At 55.6% G+C, this 17,358-nt stretch carries 13 protein-coding genes, 4 tRNA genes and 1 other RNA gene; 14 read left to right on the forward strand and 4 right to left on the reverse strand.

Annotation, left to right across the window (positions count from 1 at the left end; all coding sequences use genetic code 11):
- The first annotated feature begins 38 nt into the window (after positions 1-38).
- The 13 genes from rfbA (at position 39) to NHG65_RS00735 (ending at position 9,761) form a co-directional block, all read left to right on the forward strand.
- The gene (rfbA, locus tag NHG65_RS00675) at positions 39-920 is read left to right on the forward strand and encodes a glucose-1-phosphate thymidylyltransferase RfbA (protein ID WP_176979952.1); all 882 of its coding nucleotides are present in this window, start codon (positions 39-41) and stop codon (positions 918-920) included.
- Positions 898-1,623 carry a dTDP-4-amino-4,6-dideoxy-D-galactose acyltransferase gene (gene rffC / locus NHG65_RS00680; RefSeq protein ID WP_499182835.1) on the forward strand — a complete coding sequence of 242 codons (726 nt, stop codon included), beginning with the start codon at positions 898-900 and terminating at the stop codon, positions 1,621-1,623. Before rfbA ends, rffC begins: the two co-directional genes overlap by 23 nt.
- Positions 1,610-2,740 (forward strand): dTDP-4-amino-4,6-dideoxygalactose transaminase, encoded by a 1,131-nt coding sequence (gene rffA / locus NHG65_RS00685; RefSeq protein WP_413478250.1) that lies wholly within the window; start codon positions 1,610-1,612, stop codon positions 2,738-2,740. Before rffC ends, rffA begins: the two co-directional genes overlap by 14 nt.
- Before the next feature lies 1 nt (position 2,741).
- Positions 2,742-3,992 (forward strand): lipid III flippase WzxE, encoded by a 1,251-nt coding sequence (gene wzxE / locus NHG65_RS00690; protein ID WP_207978582.1) that lies wholly within the window; start codon positions 2,742-2,744, stop codon positions 3,990-3,992.
- On the forward strand, positions 3,989-5,074 hold the full coding sequence (locus NHG65_RS00695; RefSeq protein ID WP_207978580.1) for a TDP-N-acetylfucosamine:lipid II N-acetylfucosaminyltransferase: 1,086 nt from the start codon (positions 3,989-3,991) through the stop codon (positions 5,072-5,074). The genes wzxE and NHG65_RS00695 overlap by 4 nt, the downstream gene beginning before the upstream one ends.
- Positions 5,071-6,447, forward strand: a complete 1,377-nt coding sequence (gene wzyE / locus NHG65_RS00700; protein WP_207978578.1) for an ECA oligosaccharide polymerase — start codon at positions 5,071-5,073, stop codon at positions 6,445-6,447. Before NHG65_RS00695 ends, wzyE begins: the two co-directional genes overlap by 4 nt.
- A gap of 13 nt (positions 6,448-6,460) precedes the next feature.
- Positions 6,461-7,201 (forward strand): lipopolysaccharide N-acetylmannosaminouronosyltransferase, encoded by a 741-nt coding sequence (gene wecG, locus NHG65_RS00705; protein ID WP_207978576.1) that lies wholly within the window; start codon positions 6,461-6,463, stop codon positions 7,199-7,201.
- A gap of 367 nt (positions 7,202-7,568) precedes the next feature.
- Positions 7,569-8,972, forward strand: coding sequence for a bifunctional threonine/serine APC transporter ThrP (thrP, locus tag NHG65_RS00710; protein ID WP_099062183.1), 1,404 nt, complete (start codon positions 7,569-7,571; stop codon positions 8,970-8,972).
- A gap of 135 nt (positions 8,973-9,107) precedes the next feature.
- Positions 9,108-9,184 (forward strand) — tRNA-Arg (locus NHG65_RS00715).
- 59 nt (positions 9,185-9,243) lie between these two features.
- A tRNA-His gene (locus NHG65_RS00720) sits at positions 9,244-9,319 on the forward strand.
- Positions 9,320-9,362: 43 nt separating this feature from the next.
- A tRNA-Leu gene (locus NHG65_RS00725) sits at positions 9,363-9,449 on the forward strand.
- Positions 9,450-9,525: 76 nt separating this feature from the next.
- Positions 9,526-9,602, forward strand: a tRNA-Pro gene (locus NHG65_RS00730).
- A 31-nt stretch (positions 9,603-9,633) separates the two neighbouring features.
- Positions 9,634-9,761, forward strand: a non-coding RNA gene (locus tag NHG65_RS00735) — RtT sRNA.
- A 667-nt stretch (positions 9,762-10,428) separates the two neighbouring features.
- On the opposite strand, the gene hemY is transcribed toward NHG65_RS00735, so the two are convergent.
- Genes hemY through hemC form a run of 4 tightly spaced genes read right to left on the reverse strand, consistent with a single transcriptional unit; the run spans position 10,429 to position 14,455 of the window.
- Positions 10,429-11,625 (reverse strand): protoheme IX biogenesis protein HemY, encoded by a 1,197-nt coding sequence (gene hemY / locus NHG65_RS00740; RefSeq protein ID WP_099062182.1) that lies wholly within the window; start codon positions 11,623-11,625, stop codon positions 10,429-10,431.
- Positions 11,626-11,628: 3 nt separating this feature from the next.
- Positions 11,629-12,753, reverse strand: a complete 1,125-nt coding sequence (gene hemX, locus NHG65_RS00745; RefSeq protein ID WP_207978574.1) for a uroporphyrinogen-III C-methyltransferase — start codon at positions 12,751-12,753, stop codon at positions 11,629-11,631.
- A 23-nt stretch (positions 12,754-12,776) separates the two neighbouring features.
- Entirely contained in the window at positions 12,777-13,517 is a 741-nt protein-coding gene (hemD, locus tag NHG65_RS00750; protein ID WP_499182836.1) for a uroporphyrinogen-III synthase, read from the reverse strand.
- Entirely contained in the window at positions 13,514-14,455 is a 942-nt protein-coding gene (gene hemC, locus NHG65_RS00755; protein ID WP_207978572.1) for a hydroxymethylbilane synthase, read from the reverse strand. The genes hemD and hemC overlap by 4 nt, the downstream gene beginning before the upstream one ends.
- Positions 14,456-14,771: 316 nt before the next feature.
- Between hemC and NHG65_RS00760 the strand changes: the two genes are divergently transcribed.
- A complete protein-coding gene (locus tag NHG65_RS00760) occupies positions 14,772-17,324 on the forward strand; it encodes a class I adenylate cyclase (protein WP_283602415.1) in 2,553 nt (850 codons plus the stop codon).
- Positions 17,325-17,358: the final 34 nt, after the last annotated feature.

The following is a 17,358-nucleotide window of genomic DNA, read 5'->3' on the forward strand; positions in this document are numbered from 1 at the left end:
TTGCCTGAGTGGCTGCCCAGTGGATTTTTGGAGTAAGTATGAAAGGTATTATTCTGGCAGGTGGCTCCGGTACTCGGTTGCATCCTATTACCCGCGGCGTCTCCAAGCAGCTGTTGCCTATTTACGACAAGCCGATGATTTATTATCCGATGTCGGTGCTGATGTTGGCGGGGATCCGCGACATTTTGATTATTTCAACACCAGAAGATCTGCCGTCATTCCAGCGTCTGCTGGGGAATGGCGATCAGTTCGGTGTCAATCTCAGCTATGCCGCGCAACCAAAGCCGGAAGGCCTGGCGCAGGCATTCCTGATTGGTGAAGAGTTCATCAATGGCGACTCTTGCTGTCTGGTACTGGGTGATAACATTTTCTTCGGTCAATCTTTCAGTCCTAAACTGAAAAGCGTAGCGACACGTACCGAAGGTGCAACGGTATTTGGTTATCAGGTGATGGATCCTGAGCGCTTTGGCGTCGTGGAGTTTGATGAGAACTTCCGAGCGCTGTCTATCGAGGAAAAGCCGAAAAAACCTAAATCGGATTGGGCGGTGACAGGCCTGTATTTCTACGACAACCAGGTTGTCGAGTTCGCCAAACAGGTTAAGCCTTCGGAGCGTGGCGAGTTGGAGATCACCAGCATCAACCAGATGTATCTGGATCGTGGTGAGCTGACGGTTGAACTGTTGGGGCGTGGTTTCGCCTGGCTGGATACCGGTACGCATGACAGCCTGCTGGAAGCCAGCAGCTTTGTGCAGACGGTGGAAAAACGTCAGGGCTTCAAAATTGCCTGTCTGGAAGAGATCGCCTGGCGTAATGGTTGGCTGGACGATAAAGATCTGAAGCACGCCGCCAATGCCTTGTCCAAAACCGGTTATGGCAAGTATCTGCAGGACCTGTTGCATGCACGTCCACGCCACTATTGACCCCCTGGCCTGGGAAACCGAGTTTTTCGCCCTTAACAGCGCCAAACTCAATTTTTACGCTACGTCCCCGGCGCTCGCCGAGGACGGTCTGGCCGCCTATGCCTTGGTTCAGGCCAAAATTCCGGCACATCAAACTGCTTTGGCGGATGGCTTGGCCCGTTTGGGTTTCCAATTGGTAGAGGGTGAAGTCGATCTGGTGCTGAATACCGGCACGGAATGTGCATTACCTCTTACCGTGACGCCGCAGGCGATTCGTTCGGCGGTACCGGCCGATATCCCGGTGCTGCGTGCGGCTGCTGCCAGCGTATTTACCGCCAGCCGTTTCCGCGCCCCCTGGTATCACTCCCAGGATAGCGGCCGCTTTTATGCCGAATGGATAGAAAAGGCGGTATTGGGGACATTTGACCATCAGTGTCTGCTGGCACTGGACGATACTGGGCAGCCGGAAGGCTTTGTCAGCCTGCGTGAACTGGGTGACCAGGAGGCTCGAATCGGCCTGTTGGCGGCGTTCCCCGGCGCGGCAGGCAAAGGAATCGGCTCGCGATTGATGGCGGCGGCCATTGCAGAGTGCCGGTCGCTGCAGCGCCTGCGGGTTGCGACTCAGCTAGGTAACATCGGCGCACTACGGCTCTATCAACGACAGGGTGCTGTTATTGAAAGCACCTCGTATTGGTTATACAGAGGAAGACATGATCCCATTTAACGCACCACCGGTTGTTGGCACTGAACTTGACTATATGCAGGCTGCGATGGGCAGTGGCAAGCTGTGTGGTGACGGTGGTTTTACCCGTCGTTGCCAGCAGTGGATGGAACAGCGGTTTGGCAGCCCGAAGGTGCTGTTGACGCCGTCCTGTACCGCATCACTGGAGATGGCGGCGATCCTGCTGGATATCCAGCCGGGTGATGAAGTGATCATGCCAAGTTTTACCTTTGTTTCCACTGCCAACGCTTTTGTGCTGCGCGGTGCCACCGTGGTGTTTGTCGACCTGCGTCCGGACACCATGAACATCGATGAGAGCAAGATCGAAGCGGCAATCACTGATAAGACCCGCGCCATTGTACCGGTGCATTACGCCGGCGTGGCCTGCGAGATGGACACCATCATGGCGCTGGCGGCAAAGTACAAGCTGTTTGTGGTGGAAGATGCCGCGCAGGGCGTGATGTCCACCTACAAGGGGAAGGCGCTCGGTACCATCGGCCATATTGGCTGCTTTAGCTTCCACGAAACCAAAAACTACACCGCAGGCGGTGAGGGCGGTGCCACGCTGATTAACGATCCGGCGTTGATTGACCGGGCGGAAGTCATTCGGGAGAAAGGCACCAACCGCAGCCAGTTCTTCCGCGGCCAGGTGGACAAGTACACCTGGCGTGATATCGGCTCCAGCTATCTGATGTCAGATTTGCAAGCGGCCTATTTGTGGGGCCAATTGGAAGCCGCCGATCGCATCAATCAACGCCGTTTGGCACTGTGGCAGAAGTATTACGACAGTTTCCTGCCACTGGCCAAGGCGGGCCGCATTGTGCTGCCGACCATCCCGGCGGGCTGTGTGCAGAATGCCCATATGTTCTATCTCAAATTGCGCGATGTTGAAGACCGTACGGCGTTTATCGATTACATGAAAGAAGCCGAGATCATGACGGTGTTCCATTACATTCCGCTACATGATTGCCCGGCTGGCGATCGTTTCGGCCGCTTTGCCGGTGAAGATCGCTTCACCAGCCAAGAGAGCGCACGTCTGGTCCGTTTGCCATTGTTCTACAATATGACTGATATCACTCAGCGCACGGTGATCAATACCATTCTCAGCTTCTTCGCCTGATATGTCGCTGGCAAAAGCATCGATTTGGACCGCCGGTTCCACGCTGATCAAGATTGGCGTGGGACTGTTGGTGGTGAAACTGCTGGCGGTGGCGTTTGGCCCCAGCGGGGTTGGGCAGGCGGGTAACTTCCGCCAGTTGATTACCGTGCTGGGCGTGCTGTCCGGTGCCGGGATTTTTAACGGCATCACTAAGTACGTTGCCGAATACCATCAGGATCCGCAGCGGTTGAAACTGGCCGTCGGCACGGCGTCAACTATCGTGCTGGGCTTTTCCACGCTGTTGGCGCTGGGGTTCTTGTTCGCGGCAGAACCGATCAGTATCGGGCTGTTCGGCCATGCTGATTATGTTGGCGTGGTGCGGGCGGTGGCCTTTATTCAGATGGGCATTGCCTACGCCAACCTGTTTATGGCGGTGCTGAAGGGCTACCGCGATGCTATGGGCAATGCGCTGGCGGTGATTGGCGGCAGCCTGATTGGCGTGGTGGCCTACTACCTGTGCTTTAAGCTGGGTGGCTATGAAGGCGCGCTGGCGGGGTTGGCGTTGGTACCGGCATTAGTGGTGTTGCCCGCCGGCTTGATGCTGTGGCGGCGCAAAACCCTGCCGCTGAGCTATCTGGCGCTGGCATGGGACAAGGCGCTGGCCAGCCATCTCGGCAAGTTCACCATCATGGCGCTGATCACTTCAGTGACGCTGCCGGTGGCCTATGTGATGATGCGTAACCTGCTGGCCCGTGATTACGGTTGGGATGAGGTGGGGATTTGGCAGGGCGTCAGCAGCATTTCTGACGCGTATCTGCAGTTTATCACCGCTTCCTTTACCGTCTATTTGCTGCCGACGCTGTCGCGGTTGAAGGAAAAAAGTGCCATCTCTCAGGAGATTGTGCGCTCGCTGAAATTTGTGCTGCCTGCGGTGGCAGCGGCAAGTTTCACCGTCTGGCTGCTACGCGATTTCGCCATCTGGCTGCTGTTCACGGACAAGTTCGTCGCAATGCGCGATCTGTTCGCCTGGCAACTGGTGGGGGATGTGCTGAAGGTCGGTGCCTATGTGTTTGGTTACCTGGTTATCGCCAAGGCGTCGCTGCGTTTTTATATCCTGACCGAAGTCAGCCAGTTCCTGCTGTTGACGCTGTTCTCGCATTGGTTAATCCCCTTGCACGGCGCGCTGGGTGCGGCACAGGCTTACATGGCAACCTACATTGTGTATTTCACGCTCTGTAGCTGCGTATTTATTCTTTATCGTAGACGAGTATGACTACACTGATTCACGTATTGGGATCTGACATCCCGCATCACAATCAGACGGTGCTGCGTTTCTTCAACGACGTGTTGGCGAAGCGCCTGCCGTCCGATCAGACACGCCATTTCATGGTGGCCGCCAAAGATGCCGCCGCCTTGGGGCCGTTCCCTGAACTGAACATTGAATATCATCCGGATAAGAAAAGCCTGGCGATGGCGGTGATTGCCCGTGCCCAGGCCGATCGCAATGCGCGTTTCTTCCTGCATGGTCAGTTTAACCCGACGCTGTGGCTGGCATTGCTGAGCGGTAAAATCAAAGCCCAGCAGGTGAGCTGGCATATTTGGGGCGCCGATTTGTATGAAAACGCCACCAGTTGGAAATTCCGCCTGTTCTATTTGCTGCGCCGTATTGCACAGGGGCGGGTGGGGCACGTATTCGCGACCCGTGGCGATGTGATCCACTACCAGCAGCGACATGCCCGCGTACCGGCCTCCCTGCTGTATTTCCCGACGCGGATGGATCCGGCATTGACCGGTGTCAGCGTAGAGAAAAATCTGGCCGGGCCGATGACCATTCTGGTGGGGAACTCTGGCGATCGCACCAACCGCCACGTTGAGGCACTGAAAGCGATTCACCAGCAGTTTGGCCCAGATGTGCGCGTGATCCTGCCGATGGGCTATCCGGCTAATAACGACGCTTACATTGAACAGGTTCGCACTGCCGGGCTGGCGCTGTTCAGCGCCAAGAACCTGCAGGTACTGACGCAGCAGGTGGCGTTCGACGACTACCTGAATATCCTGCGTGAGTGCGACCTCGGTTACTTTATCTTTAACCGCCAGCAGGGGATTGGCACGCTGTGTCTGCTGATCCAGTTTGGCGTGCCGTTCGTGCTGAGCCGACAGAATCCGTTCTGGCAGGATCTGGCGGAGCAGCACTTGCCGGTGCTGTTCTACGGTGACTCGCTGGATGAGGCGGTAGTGCGTGAAGCGCAGCGCCAACTGGCCTCCGTCGATAAGCAGGCGATTGCCTTCTTTAATCCCAACTACGTTGATGGCTGGCAACAGGCATTAACCCTGGCGGCAGGGGATAATTCATGACGCTGGCGCAATTTGGCGGGTTATTCGTCGTCTACCTGATCGGTGCGTTGTTTGTTCTGACGTTGACCTACCAGGAGTTTCGGCGCGTCCGCTTTAATTTCAACGTCTTCTTTTCGCTGCTGTATTTGCTGACGTTTTACTTCGGCTTCCCGCTAACCTGCCTGTTGGTGTTTCAGTTTGACGTTGAGGTGGTGCCGGTAGAATTCTTGTTGTACGCCATCCTCTCGGCTACCGCGTTTTATGCGATTTACTACGTAAGCTATAAAACCCGGCTGCGAAAGCGTAGCGTGCAGCCGCGTAAACCGGTATTCAGCATGAACCGGGTTGAAACCCATCTGACCTGGATCCTGCTGGCATTGGTGGCGATGGTTACCGTCGGCATTTTCTTCCTGCAAAACGGCTTCCTGCTGTTCAAACTCAATTCTTACAGCCAGATCTTCTCCAGTGACGTGTCTGGCGTAGCGCTCAAGCGGTTCTTCTATTTCTTCATTCCGGCGATGCTGGTGGTGTATTTCTTGAAGCAAGATCTGCGAGCCTGGTTCTTTTTCCTGGCGGCGACGGTGGCTTTTGGCATCCTCACCTATGTGATTGTCGGCGGCACCCGCGCCAACATCATTATTGCCTTCTCACTGTTCCTGTTTATCGGCATTGTACGCGGCTGGATCTCGCTGTGGATGTTGGTGGCCGCGGGCGTGTTCGGTATTGTCGGCATGTTCTGGCTGGCGTTAAAGCGCTATAGCCTGGACGTCAGTGGCCCCGAAGCGTTTTATACCTTCCTTTATCTGACGCGAGACACTTTCTCGCCGTGGGAAAACCTGGCGTTATTGCTGCAAAACTACGACAAGATTGATTTCCAGGGGTTGGCGCCGATAGTGCGTGATTTCTACGTGTTCATTCCAGCCTGGCTGTGGCCGGGCCGACCGGACACGGTGTTGAACACCGCCAACTACTTCACTTGGGAAGTCCTGAATAACCATTCCGGCCTGGCCATTTCACCGACGCTGATTGGTTCGCTGGTGGTGATGGGCGGCGCGTTGTTCATTCCTGTTGGCGCGGTGCTGGTGGGGATGATCATCAAATGGTTCGACTGGCTGTATGAAATGGGCAAAAGCGAGTCGAATCCTTATAAAGCCGCCATATTGCAGGGTTTCTGCTTTGGTGCGGTATTCAACATCATCGTATTGGCGCGAGAAGGGGTGGATTCGTTTGTCTCGCGGGTGGTGTTCTTCTGCCTCATTTTCGGCGCCTGTTTGCTGATGGCAAAATTGCTGTATTGGCTGTTTGATACTGCCGGATTGATTAAGGTGCGGGTGCTGCGTTCGCGAACGCTGAGTCGTCCTGCTTCATCCGTGCAGGCCGACGGCCTTTTGTAAGGGTAATAACAAGATGGAAGCAAAAATCTCGGTGCCCAAATACGAGCTGCGCGGTTTCAGCCTGTGGGGATTTCGCGATATGGCGCAGTGCATGGATTTTCTGTTCGACGGTGGCCACGTAAAGCGAGGCACGCTGGTCGCCATGAACGCCGAAAAAATTCTGACGGCGGAACAGGATACTGAGCTGCATGCCTTGCTGGATGAGGCCGAGTACAAGTATGCCGACGGTATCAGCATGGTACGGTCAATTCGCCGGAAATATCCGGGAGCCGATGTGTCACGCGTAGCCGGAGCCGATCTGTGGGAAGCGCTGATGCAACGCGCCGGGCGTGAGGGTACGCCGGTGTTTCTGATTGGCGGCAAGCCGTCGGTGCTGGCAGAAACCGAACAGAAGCTGCGTAGCCAGTGGAATGTGAATTTGGTCGGTAGCCAGGACGGTTATTTCAAGCCGGAACAGCGTGAGTCGCTGTTTGAGCGTATCAGCGCCAGCGGTGCCGCCATAGTGACGGTTGCCATGGGGTCACCGAAACAGGAAATCCTGATGCGTGACTGTCGCAAGGTACACCCCCAGGCGTTGTATATGGGCGTAGGCGGGACCTACGACGTGTTCACCGGGCACGTGAAGCGTGCACCCAAGGTTTGGCAGAACCTCGGCCTGGAGTGGCTCTATCGGCTGCTCAGCCAGCCGAGCCGCATCGGGCGCCAACTGCGGTTGCTGAAATTCGTGAGTTACTATTATCGCGGCAAGATGTGATGAAGGTGCCGGGGCGGATTATTCTGTCCCGGCGCAACAAGTTGTTCAAATAACCTGCTTTGTGGCCAATTTTCCAACATTCTATAACCTCAGCCGCTAAACCCCCTTGTGTTTATTCCATAAAGTTTTAACTTGCGGTTTGCTTATAGCGGCAAAATGCGAAACGATACCGCCCTGAAATTACCCCCAGCTGTTGGCGCCTGATACGGCCGCGCTGAACGACGTTTTTCTCGCCGTAAGATAGCCCCATCACAAGTTGATGACCGCCAACGCGGCGGGAGATGATTTACGCTATTTTTCATTAAAACAATAACGACCGGTAACGGCCGGCATGCAGACACAATCAAAAGAATATTATCGAGGATTTATGCCACACACTGAAAAACCGCAAGGACTACACCGGGGGCTGGAAGCCCGGCATATCGAGCTGATTGCTCTGGGCGGCACCATTGGTGTCGGCCTGTTTATGGGCTCGGCCAGTACGCTGAAATGGGCGGGGCCGTCGGTGTTATTGGCTTATATCATCGCCGGGCTGTTCGTGTTCTTTATTATGCGTTCGATGGGCGAGATGCTGTTCCTGGAGCCGGTCGCGGGCTCCTTTGCTGTTTATGCACATAAATACATGAGTCCGTACTTTGGCTACCTGACTGCCTGGGGCTATTGGTTTATGTGGATTGCCGTCGGCATCTCGGAAATTACCGCCATTGGAGTCTACGTGCAGTTCTGGTTCCCGGAGATCCCGCAGTGGCTACCGGCGCTGATCGCCGTAGCGATGGTGGCGTTGGCTAATGTGGCGGCGGTACGCCTGTACGGCGAGCTGGAGTTTTGGTTTGCCATGATCAAGGTGACCACCATTATTGTGATGATTTTGGTGGGGCTGGGGGTGATCTTGTTTGGCTTTGGTAACGGGGGGCAGCCTATCGGTTTTGCCAACCTGACCGAACACGGTGGTTTCTTTGCCGGTGGCTGGAAGGGTTTCCTGTTTGCGTTGTGTATTGTCGTGGCATCCTATCAGGGGGTTGAACTGGTCGGTATTACCGCCGGTGAGGCCAAGAACCCGCAGGTCACGCTGAAACGCGCAATTAATAATATCCTGTGGCGCATCCTGATCTTCTACGTCGGCGCCATTTTTGTCATTGTCACCATCTTCCCATGGAACGGTATTGGCACCGCAGGCAGTCCGTTCGTGCTGACCTTTGCCAAAATCGGCATCGTTGCCGCCGCCGGTATCATTAACTTTGTGGTGCTGACCGCCGCACTCTCTGGCTGCAACAGCGGCATGTATAGCGGGGGGCGTATGCTGTACGCGTTGGCCAAGAACCGTCAATTGCCCGCCTCGCTGACCCGACTGTCTGCCAGCGGCGTGCCGGTGAACTGTATTGCCGTGACCATCGCCTGTTTGCTGGTCGGTTCCTGCTTGAATTATCTGATCCCCAATCCGCAGGCGGTGTTCGTCTACGTTTACAGTGCCAGCGTGCTGCCGGGCATGGTGCCGTGGTTTGTGGTGCTGATCAGCCAGCTGTATTTCCGCCGCGCCCACAAGGAAGCGATCAAAACCCACAGCTTTAAGTCAATTATGTTCCCCTATGTGAACTATCTGACCATCGCTTTCCTGGTCTGCGTGCTGATCGGCATGGGAATTAATCCGGATACGCGTATTTCTCTGCTGGTCGGGGCAATATTCTTAGCAGCAGTCAGTCTGTGCTACTTTGCTTTCGGTATGCACAAGAAACATCATCCGGCTGAAAAACGGACAGAAACCCAGCAATAACCGGTCAAAAGGGGCTACGGAGAGCCCTTTCCTGCGCGGGAGTGAGCAAAGCGTAATCAAACGCAACATTTCTGCGAAAAAGCACTAGACAGGATTGGGTTAAAACCGTAGTATCCCCTCCCGCAACGGCGCTATGCGCCCGTAGCTCAGCTGGATAGAGCGCTGCCCTCCGGAGGCAGAGGTCTCAGGTTCGAATCCTGTCGGGCGCACCATTAAGTTTGTGTGCAAGAGCTGCGGTGGTAGTATTACCGCGTGAAGTTAAGAAGTAATGGTGGCTATAGCTCAGTTGGTAGAGCCCTGGATTGTGATTCCAGTTGTCGTGGGTTCGAGTCCCATTAGCCACCCCACTTCCTAAGAGAAGTGAAGAATTGTAAGCTGTTTTGTGACTGTGCGAAGGTGGCGGAATTGGTAGACGCGCTAGCTTCAGGTGTTAGTGTTCTTACGGACGTGAGGGTTCAAGTCCCTCTCTTCGCACCACACACAAAATGTCTAATAAATTTAATATTTACATAGACATAAGCGACAAAATTCGGTAGTATCTGCAACAAGAAATCGGCGAGTAGCGCAGCTTGGTAGCGCAACTGGTTTGGGACCAGTGGGTCGGAGGTTCGAATCCTCTCTCGCCGACCACATTCAAGAAAACCCGCTTTTAGCGGGTTTTTTTACATCTGTAGTTTATAGGATGAGCACCTCCGAAGGAGGTTTGAGCCGAGCGCAGCGAGACAACGTTGCTTTAGCAACGGCCCGCAGGGCAGCATCGCAGATGCAGTCATCCTCTCTCGCCGACCACCTTCAGAAAAGCCCGTTCAGCAATGAACGGGCTTTTCGCTTTCTGCCATTCAGTAAACCTCACTTTTAACTTCCTGCGGTCCTGCTTTTTGTTTCTGGAGCCGTGTTGGCTTTCAGCGACATCGGCACGGCGCATTGTCGCCAGGTTGAGACATATAACATCATGATTTAATACGATAAAAATCACTTTGGCTTAAGTCGTCGTTATAAGGCGACATATCTGCTGGGGTCAGGGAGAGGGTGGGGTAATACCCGATGAGAGGCGATAAATTTAATATGACGCTTAAATTGCTTTTAATTCATAGTTTTAGTTTATTTCCTTCAGGCTGAACGGCACTTCTCCCAAAGTTGGCACGCCAAGTGCTATATCTATTCCGTAGATGCTCATTCCACCTCTTATGTTCGCCTTAGGCTTCATAAACCCTGGGAATGACGCAGAGCCGATTTAGGGTGCCTATTGCCCACCAGAACGATGTCAGCGTTGCTTGCAACCCGACATCACACTCCGGGCATAACGTTGAGTGAGGCACCGCCCCTGTTGTCCTAGACCTGATTGCTTTTTTATACACTTGCCACCGCGGCAAGTGTTTTTTTTTGCCGGTAGATAATCGACAGGCGAAAAAAAAGCGCGGCATCAATGCCGCGCTTTGATCACTCGATATTGCCGCTATGAATCGCCGTTCTGCTTCAGGGTCAACATCAGGCCTTCACGACGCATCTGGGCAGCCTCATCGGAGCGGTGCAGCTTATCCAGTACGTCCGCCAGCCAGGCGTAGTCGTAGGCATCCGGACGCTGTTTCAGCGCTTCCCGGAATGCATCGGCAGCCTGTTGCCACTCACCGTGTTTCATCAGCAACTGACCCAGCGTGCTGTTCAGCAGCGGTGTGGCGCCATGCTGTTTCACCTGCTGGCGCAGCGCTTTCTCCAACTGTTGCGGATTGCCGGACTTCAGACGCGGGATCAACAGCACCAGACGCTCATCGTATTGGCGCTTCAGGCTATCGAGCACGATTTCCTGTGCCAGCTCGTGGTCATTGCATTCAATCAGGTGATCCACCATCGCAATTTGCAGTGGAACTTCATGGCGCGTTTTGCGGCTTTGATCTTTCCACCAGCGTTTCAGACCGTCGCTGCCTTCATCTGCCATGGCCTGATTCATCAGGCCAATATAGGCCTGCTGCTGCAGGGCCTGCAGTTCAGCCTCGGTATGCAGGTTAATCTTGCTCATCGACGGCAGGATCTCCAGCAACGAGGCAAAAGCGCCAGTGCGCAGATAAGCCAGTTCCGCCAGACGCAACACTTCCGGATGACGCGGTGCCTGGTTCAGCAGGCGATCGACACCGTGACGTGCAGCATGGTTTTCTCCCTGCGCCAGTTGGATGCGCACGCGGGTGATATCTACCGGCAACTGGTCGGTATCGGCGGCTTCGGCGGCACGTTCCAGGTACTGGTTAGTGCGGAAGTCGTCACCGCGTTGCTGTGCAGCTTCGGCAGCCAGCAGGTAGTTCACCACCGGCTGTTCGGCGTGATCGGCATTGCGCGTCAGCAGTTTTTCGACCTGCTTGTAATCGCCTTCGGCCAGTTTGATCAGCGCGGCCTTGGTTTGCTTGCGCGCGCGGCTACGTTTGCGGCCCAGGAACCAGCCGCGGGTACGTGCGCCGGTGCGGAAGACGCGGCGCAGGATCCATTCGATCACCAGCAGCACGACAAACAGCAGGACGCCCATGATCACCAGGCCGGTGACGCTGGTTTCGATATTGTAGTTATCGGTCTGAATCAGCACATAGCCCTGATGGCCGGCCAACATCGGCCCGACCACCACGCTTGCGATCAGCACCAGGAACAGAAATAGCACGCGTAACATGGCTTATCCCTCCTGGTGGGCAGCAGGGGACTGGGTCATCAGATTGCGCACCCGGGTCTGCATCAGTTTTTCCAGCAGTGGCTGGCTTTTCAGCTGATCCGGCACGTCCATGGTGATCGACTGCTGGCTCAGGGTATCCAACTCTTCCAGGAAAGCTTTCGTGGCCGGGTCGGTAGTATCGAAATAGGCGCGGACCCAGGTAGAGATGGTTTCCAGCGACTGTTTATACACTTCGTTCTGGTGGCGTGGAATTGCCTGCGCGGCCACCAGCAGGCGTGAACGGATATTTTCACGCAGGTAAATATCCTGATTCGGTGCCAGCAGCGGTTCGGCACTGCTATCACGGCGGCGAACGGTAATAAAGTCGGCCATAAAGTTGTGCCAGCTTTTGGTCAGGTTTTGCCGCCACTCGCCGATCGAACTGGATAGCTCGCTGCTGTCCTGATCCATCGGTGATTCGTCATTGTCGTTATCCGCCAGGCGCAGGTTATCAACCTGATTGGATAACTGATTGGTCTTGAGAATGATGCCGTCGAAATCTACCTGGGTCAGAGTGGACAGCGTGCTGACGTCTTCGGTAATCGCCCGGCGCACTTCGAGCAGGCTCGGATCGTTCATGTCTGCCAGGCTGGCATCGGCGCTTTTCAGCAGAGCGGCGGCGGTGGTGACGTCCTGATCGCTCCACAGTTTACGGCCGGCCATTTTCACCAGGAAATCGGCCTGTGCCAGTAACCAGGTCTTGGCATCGCTGCCGGAGATGATGGCGACTTTTTCTTGCAGCTCATTCAGTTGTCGCGTCAGGGTCGCTTGCTCGCGGTCAGCGGCATCCAGCGTTTTACCCTGTTGCTGCAACAGACCTTCCAGCGCGCTTCTTTCCTGCTGTTGGCTCTGCTTCAGCGCTTCCAGCTGTTGCTGCAAGGTTTGATTGGCGGCGATCAACTGCTGTGCCTGTTGATGTGTGTGGTAATAGCCGCCGGCGCCCAGGGCAATGACCAGCACGATGGCGATCGCGCCCAGTACTGGACCGGTATTTTTACCTTTACGCTTGTCAGCGTCGGGTGGCTTGGGGCTATCAGCCACTGGGGTTGGCTCTTCAACCGGGGCGGAGGGGGTATTTTGTTCCGTCATAGTGGCACATCCCATAGTCAGGTTTATTGTAGCGCGCGGATCAGCGCGTCATTATCGGCGTTATCAGCTACCCGAATTGTGCTCCAGCCCAATTCCTGGGCGAGGGTAGCCAGGCGTTCGCTCACCACTACCAGGCGGCAACACAACAGCCACGATGAACGGTAGTAATCAGGAACTAAAGTATAGAGCTGTTGTAACATTTCACCGCTGGTGACTACCAGCGTATCAACACCGGCACGCTGCCAGTGGGCGCTTTGCTCGCTGCCATCATAGTGCACCGGGCTGCGTTGATAACATTCATAATAGCTGACGGCGGCACCACGTTCACTCAGGCTGTTGCCAAGCAGCTCGCGCCCGCCGTTGCCGCGCAGGATCAGCGCCTGCTTGCCGTCCAGCTTCTGTAAGGCAGGTAATAGAAGCAGCGTTTCGCTGATCTCCTGCTCACGTGGGTACTCCACCGGCAGGCTGCTGATGCGGTGCATCGCCAGCGCGGTGTTGCGACCGATAGCATAATAGGCCAGCCTGGCAGGCCATGGCAGCCCAACGCGACCCATCACCGAGTTGGCGTAGCTGACTGAATGCTGCGACAGGATAAACACCAAATCGCCATCATTAAGTTGCTGCAGCGCCTGTGGCAGTTTGGGCAGATCGCCGCCTGGGGCGAAGTCGATCAACGGGGCATGATAGGCAACCCGGCCGAGCGCGCGCAGTCGGCTCACCAATTGCTCTCCCGAAGGAGAAGGGCGGGTTACCAGGATCGTCATGCCGGGGGATTCCCTTGATAAACATCCTGCAGAATTTCACGGGCACCCTGTGCCAGCAACTCTTCCGCCAGCTCAACGCCCATTTGTTCCGCTTGCGCGGCGGGGCCGCGACGTTCGCCACGCACCATCTGGCTGCCGTCCGGGGAGCCGACCAATGCACGCAGCCACAGGCTGTCGCCGTCCAGTTCGGCATAGCTGCCAATCGGCACCTGGCAACCGCCTTCCAGTCGGGTATTCATCGCCCGTTCGGCGCGAACACGAGTTTCGGTTACGGCGTGATTGAGTGGAGCCAACAGCGCGCGGGTGGTTTCATCGTCAAGGCGGCATTCAATGCCCACTGCACCCTGACCGACGGCCGGCAAGCACTCTTCCGGGCTCAGCGGGCTACGGATGCGTTGTTCCAGGCCCAGGCGTTTGAGCCCGGCGACCGCCAGAATAATGGCGTCGTAGTCGCCGTTGTCCAGTTTTGACAACCGGGTACCGACGTTGCCGCGCAGGTCACGCACGATCAGGTCCGGACGACGTTCACGTAACTGGCACTGACGGCGCAGGCTGGAGGTGCCGACCACGCTGCCCAGCGGCAGTTGATCGAGCGAGGCGAAACGATTGGATACAAATGCGTCACGCGGATCGTCACGCTCACAAATGGTCACCAAACCCAGGCCCGCGGGAAAATCTACCGGCACGTCTTTCATCGAATGGACGGCGATATCCGCGCGGCCATCCAGTAACGCCAGCTCAAGTTCCTTAACAAACAGCCCTTTACCGCCGACTTTCGCCAGCGGCGTATCCAGAATAATGTCGCCCCGCGTGACCATCGGCACCAGTTCGACCTGCAGGCCAGGGTGGCTGGCCATCAGACGCTGCTGCACATAATGTGCCTGCCAGAGAGCGAGTGGGCTTTGTCGGGTGGCAATTCGAATAATTTTGTCTAACATGCTTGTTACCGTTTTTATAATTCGCTGTTCATCCTACCACTGAGTGTGAAAACTGTCAGTGCAAGAAGCCACAGGCGAATAAAGGACAACGGAATCAACGGGACGTGTGATGTGTTTTGGGGCAGTTAACACTGCGGGTAAATCGTTTGGAGTGGCGCAACAATAATAGTGAAGCGTTACCTCCTTTACGGTCAATCAGCAAGGTGTTAGATTGATCACGTTTCCAGCAATAAGTTGCCAAATATTCTTCCAACACTAACGGCGCTTATGGAATACGGGTTTTTTTCTAAATACCGGGATAATCAGGCGAGACGTCTTGTACCTCTACATCGAGACACTGAAGCAGAGACTGGATGCGATCAATCAATTACGCATCGATCGCGCCCTAGCGGCCATGAAGCCCGCGTTCCAACGGGTATACAGTCTGCTGCCTACCTTACTGCACCACCACCACCCACTGATGCCAGGTTATCTGAACGGTAACGTTCCCCATGGCGTCTGTATCTACACGCCTGATGAAACCCAGCAAGAATACCTCAACGATTTAGAAGACAAATGGGGCAGCCCGTTTGACAAGCTGGCCAGCGGTGAACTGCCGATTACCGGGGTTTATTCGATGGGCAGCACGTCGTCGATCGGCCAGAGTTGCAGCTCGGATCTCGACATCTGGGTGTGCCACCAGTCCTGGCTGGACAACGAAGAGCGTAACCGCCTGCAGCAGAAATGCAGCCTGTTGGAAAAGTGGGCGGCGTCGATGGGGGTGGAAGTCAGCTTCTTCCTGATCGATGAAAACCGCTTCCGCCATAACGAAAGTGGCAGCCTGGGCGGTGAAGACTGCGGTTCCACCCAACATATCCTGCTGCTGGACGAATTTTACCGCACCGCGGTGCGCCTGGCCGGCAAACGCATTTTGTGGAACATGGTGCCGGGCGAAGAAGAAGCGCATTACGATGAGTATGTGCTGTCGCTGTACTCGCAAGGTGCGCTAACGCCGAACGAGTGGCTGGATCTCGGCGGCCTGAGCACGCTGTCGGCGGAAGAATACTTCGGCGCCAGCCTGTGGCAGCTGTACAAAAGCATCGACTCGCCTTACAAGGCGGTGTTGAAGACCCTGCTGCTGGAAGCCTATTCCTGGGAATACCCGAATACCCAGCTGTTGGCGATGGACATCAAGCAACGCCTGCATCAGGGCGAAATCGTCTGCTTCGGTCTCGACTCCTACTGTATGATGCTCGAACGCGTTACGCATTATCTGAATGAAATCAACGATACCACCCGCCTCGATCTGGTCCGCCGCTGTTTCTACCTGAAAGTCTGTGAAAAACTTTCGCGCGCTAATGCCTGCGTCGGCTGGCGTCGTGAGATCCTCAGCCAGTTGGTCAGCGAATGGGGCTGGGACGAAGAGCGTCTGGCGATCCTGGATAACCGCGCCAACTGGAAAATCGAACGGGTGCGTGAAGCGCACAACGAACTGTTGGATGCGATGATGCAAAGCTATCGCAACCTGATCCGCTTTGCCCGTCGTAATAACCTCAGCGTCAGTGCCAGCCCGCAGGATATCGGCGTGCTGACCCGCAAGCTGTACGCCGCGTTTGAAGCGCTGCCCGGCAAGGTGACGTTGGTGAACCCGCAGATCTCGCCGGACCTGTCAGAAGACGATTTAACCTTTATTCACGTGCCGATTGGCCGCGCCAACCGCACCGGCTGGTACCTGTACAATCAGGCACCGGCCATGGACTCGATCGTCAGCCATCAACCGCTGGAATATAACCGCTACCTGAACAAACTGGTGGCCTGGGCCTATTTCAACGGCCTGCTGACGCCGAAGACCCGTTTACACATCAAGAGCGGCAATCTGTGCGATACCGCCAAACTGCAGGAACTGGTGGCCGACGTGTCGCACCACTTCCCGCTGCGGCTGGCCGCACCTACGCCAAAAGCCTTGTACAGCCCGTGTGAAATTCGCCATCTGGCGATTATCGTCAATCTGGAAAACGATCCGACCGCCGCCTTCCGCAATCAGGTGGTGCATTTCGATTTCCGCAAGCTTGACGTGTTCAGCTTCGGCCAGCAGCAGCAATGCCTGGTGGGCAGTATCGACCTGCTGTACCGCAACTCCTGGAACGAAGTGCGTACTCTGCATTTCAGCGGTGAGCAATCGGTGTTGGAAGCCTTGAAGACCATTCTTGGCAAAATGCATCAGGACGCCGCCCCGCCGGAATCGGTAGAAGTATTCTGCTACAGTCAGCATCTGCGCGGCCTGATCCGTACCCGCATCCAGCAATTGGTGTCGGAGTGCATTGAACTGCGCCTGTCGAGTACCCGACTGGAGCCGGGCCGCTTTAAAGCGGTACGCGTTGCCGGTCAGACCTGGGGCCTGTTCTTCGAACGGTTAAGCGTATCGGTACAGAAGCTGGAAAACGCGGTGGAATTCTATGGCGCTATTTCCAACAACAAATTGCACGGCCTGTCGATCAAAGTGGAAACCGATCAGGTGCATTTGCCGCCGGTTGTGGATGGCTTCGCCAGTGAGGGGATCATTCAGTTCTTCTTTGAAGACACCTCGGACGACAAGGGCTTTAACATCTATATTCTGGATGAGTCGAACCGGGTTGAGGTTTACCACCATTGTGAAGGCAGTAAAGAAGAGCTGGTGCGTGACGTCAGCCGTTTCTATTCTTCCTCGCACGATCGCTTCACCTACGGCTCCAGCTTTATCAACTTCAATTTGCCGCAGTTCTACCAGATAGTGCAGCTTGATGGCCGCACTCAGGTGATCCCGTTCCGCAGCAACGTGTTGTCGAGCCTGTGTGTGCCGCTGACCGATGGTTCCGCTCAGCCGCTGAAACAGCAGTTCCAGCTACACTGACATTACAGGGGCTCGCGTTTGCTGAACCCCTGTG

Origin of the sequence: Serratia myotis (genome assembly GCF_027474885.1) — a bacterium.
In the GTDB taxonomy this organism is placed as follows: domain Bacteria; phylum Pseudomonadota; class Gammaproteobacteria; order Enterobacterales; family Enterobacteriaceae; genus Serratia; species Serratia proteamaculans.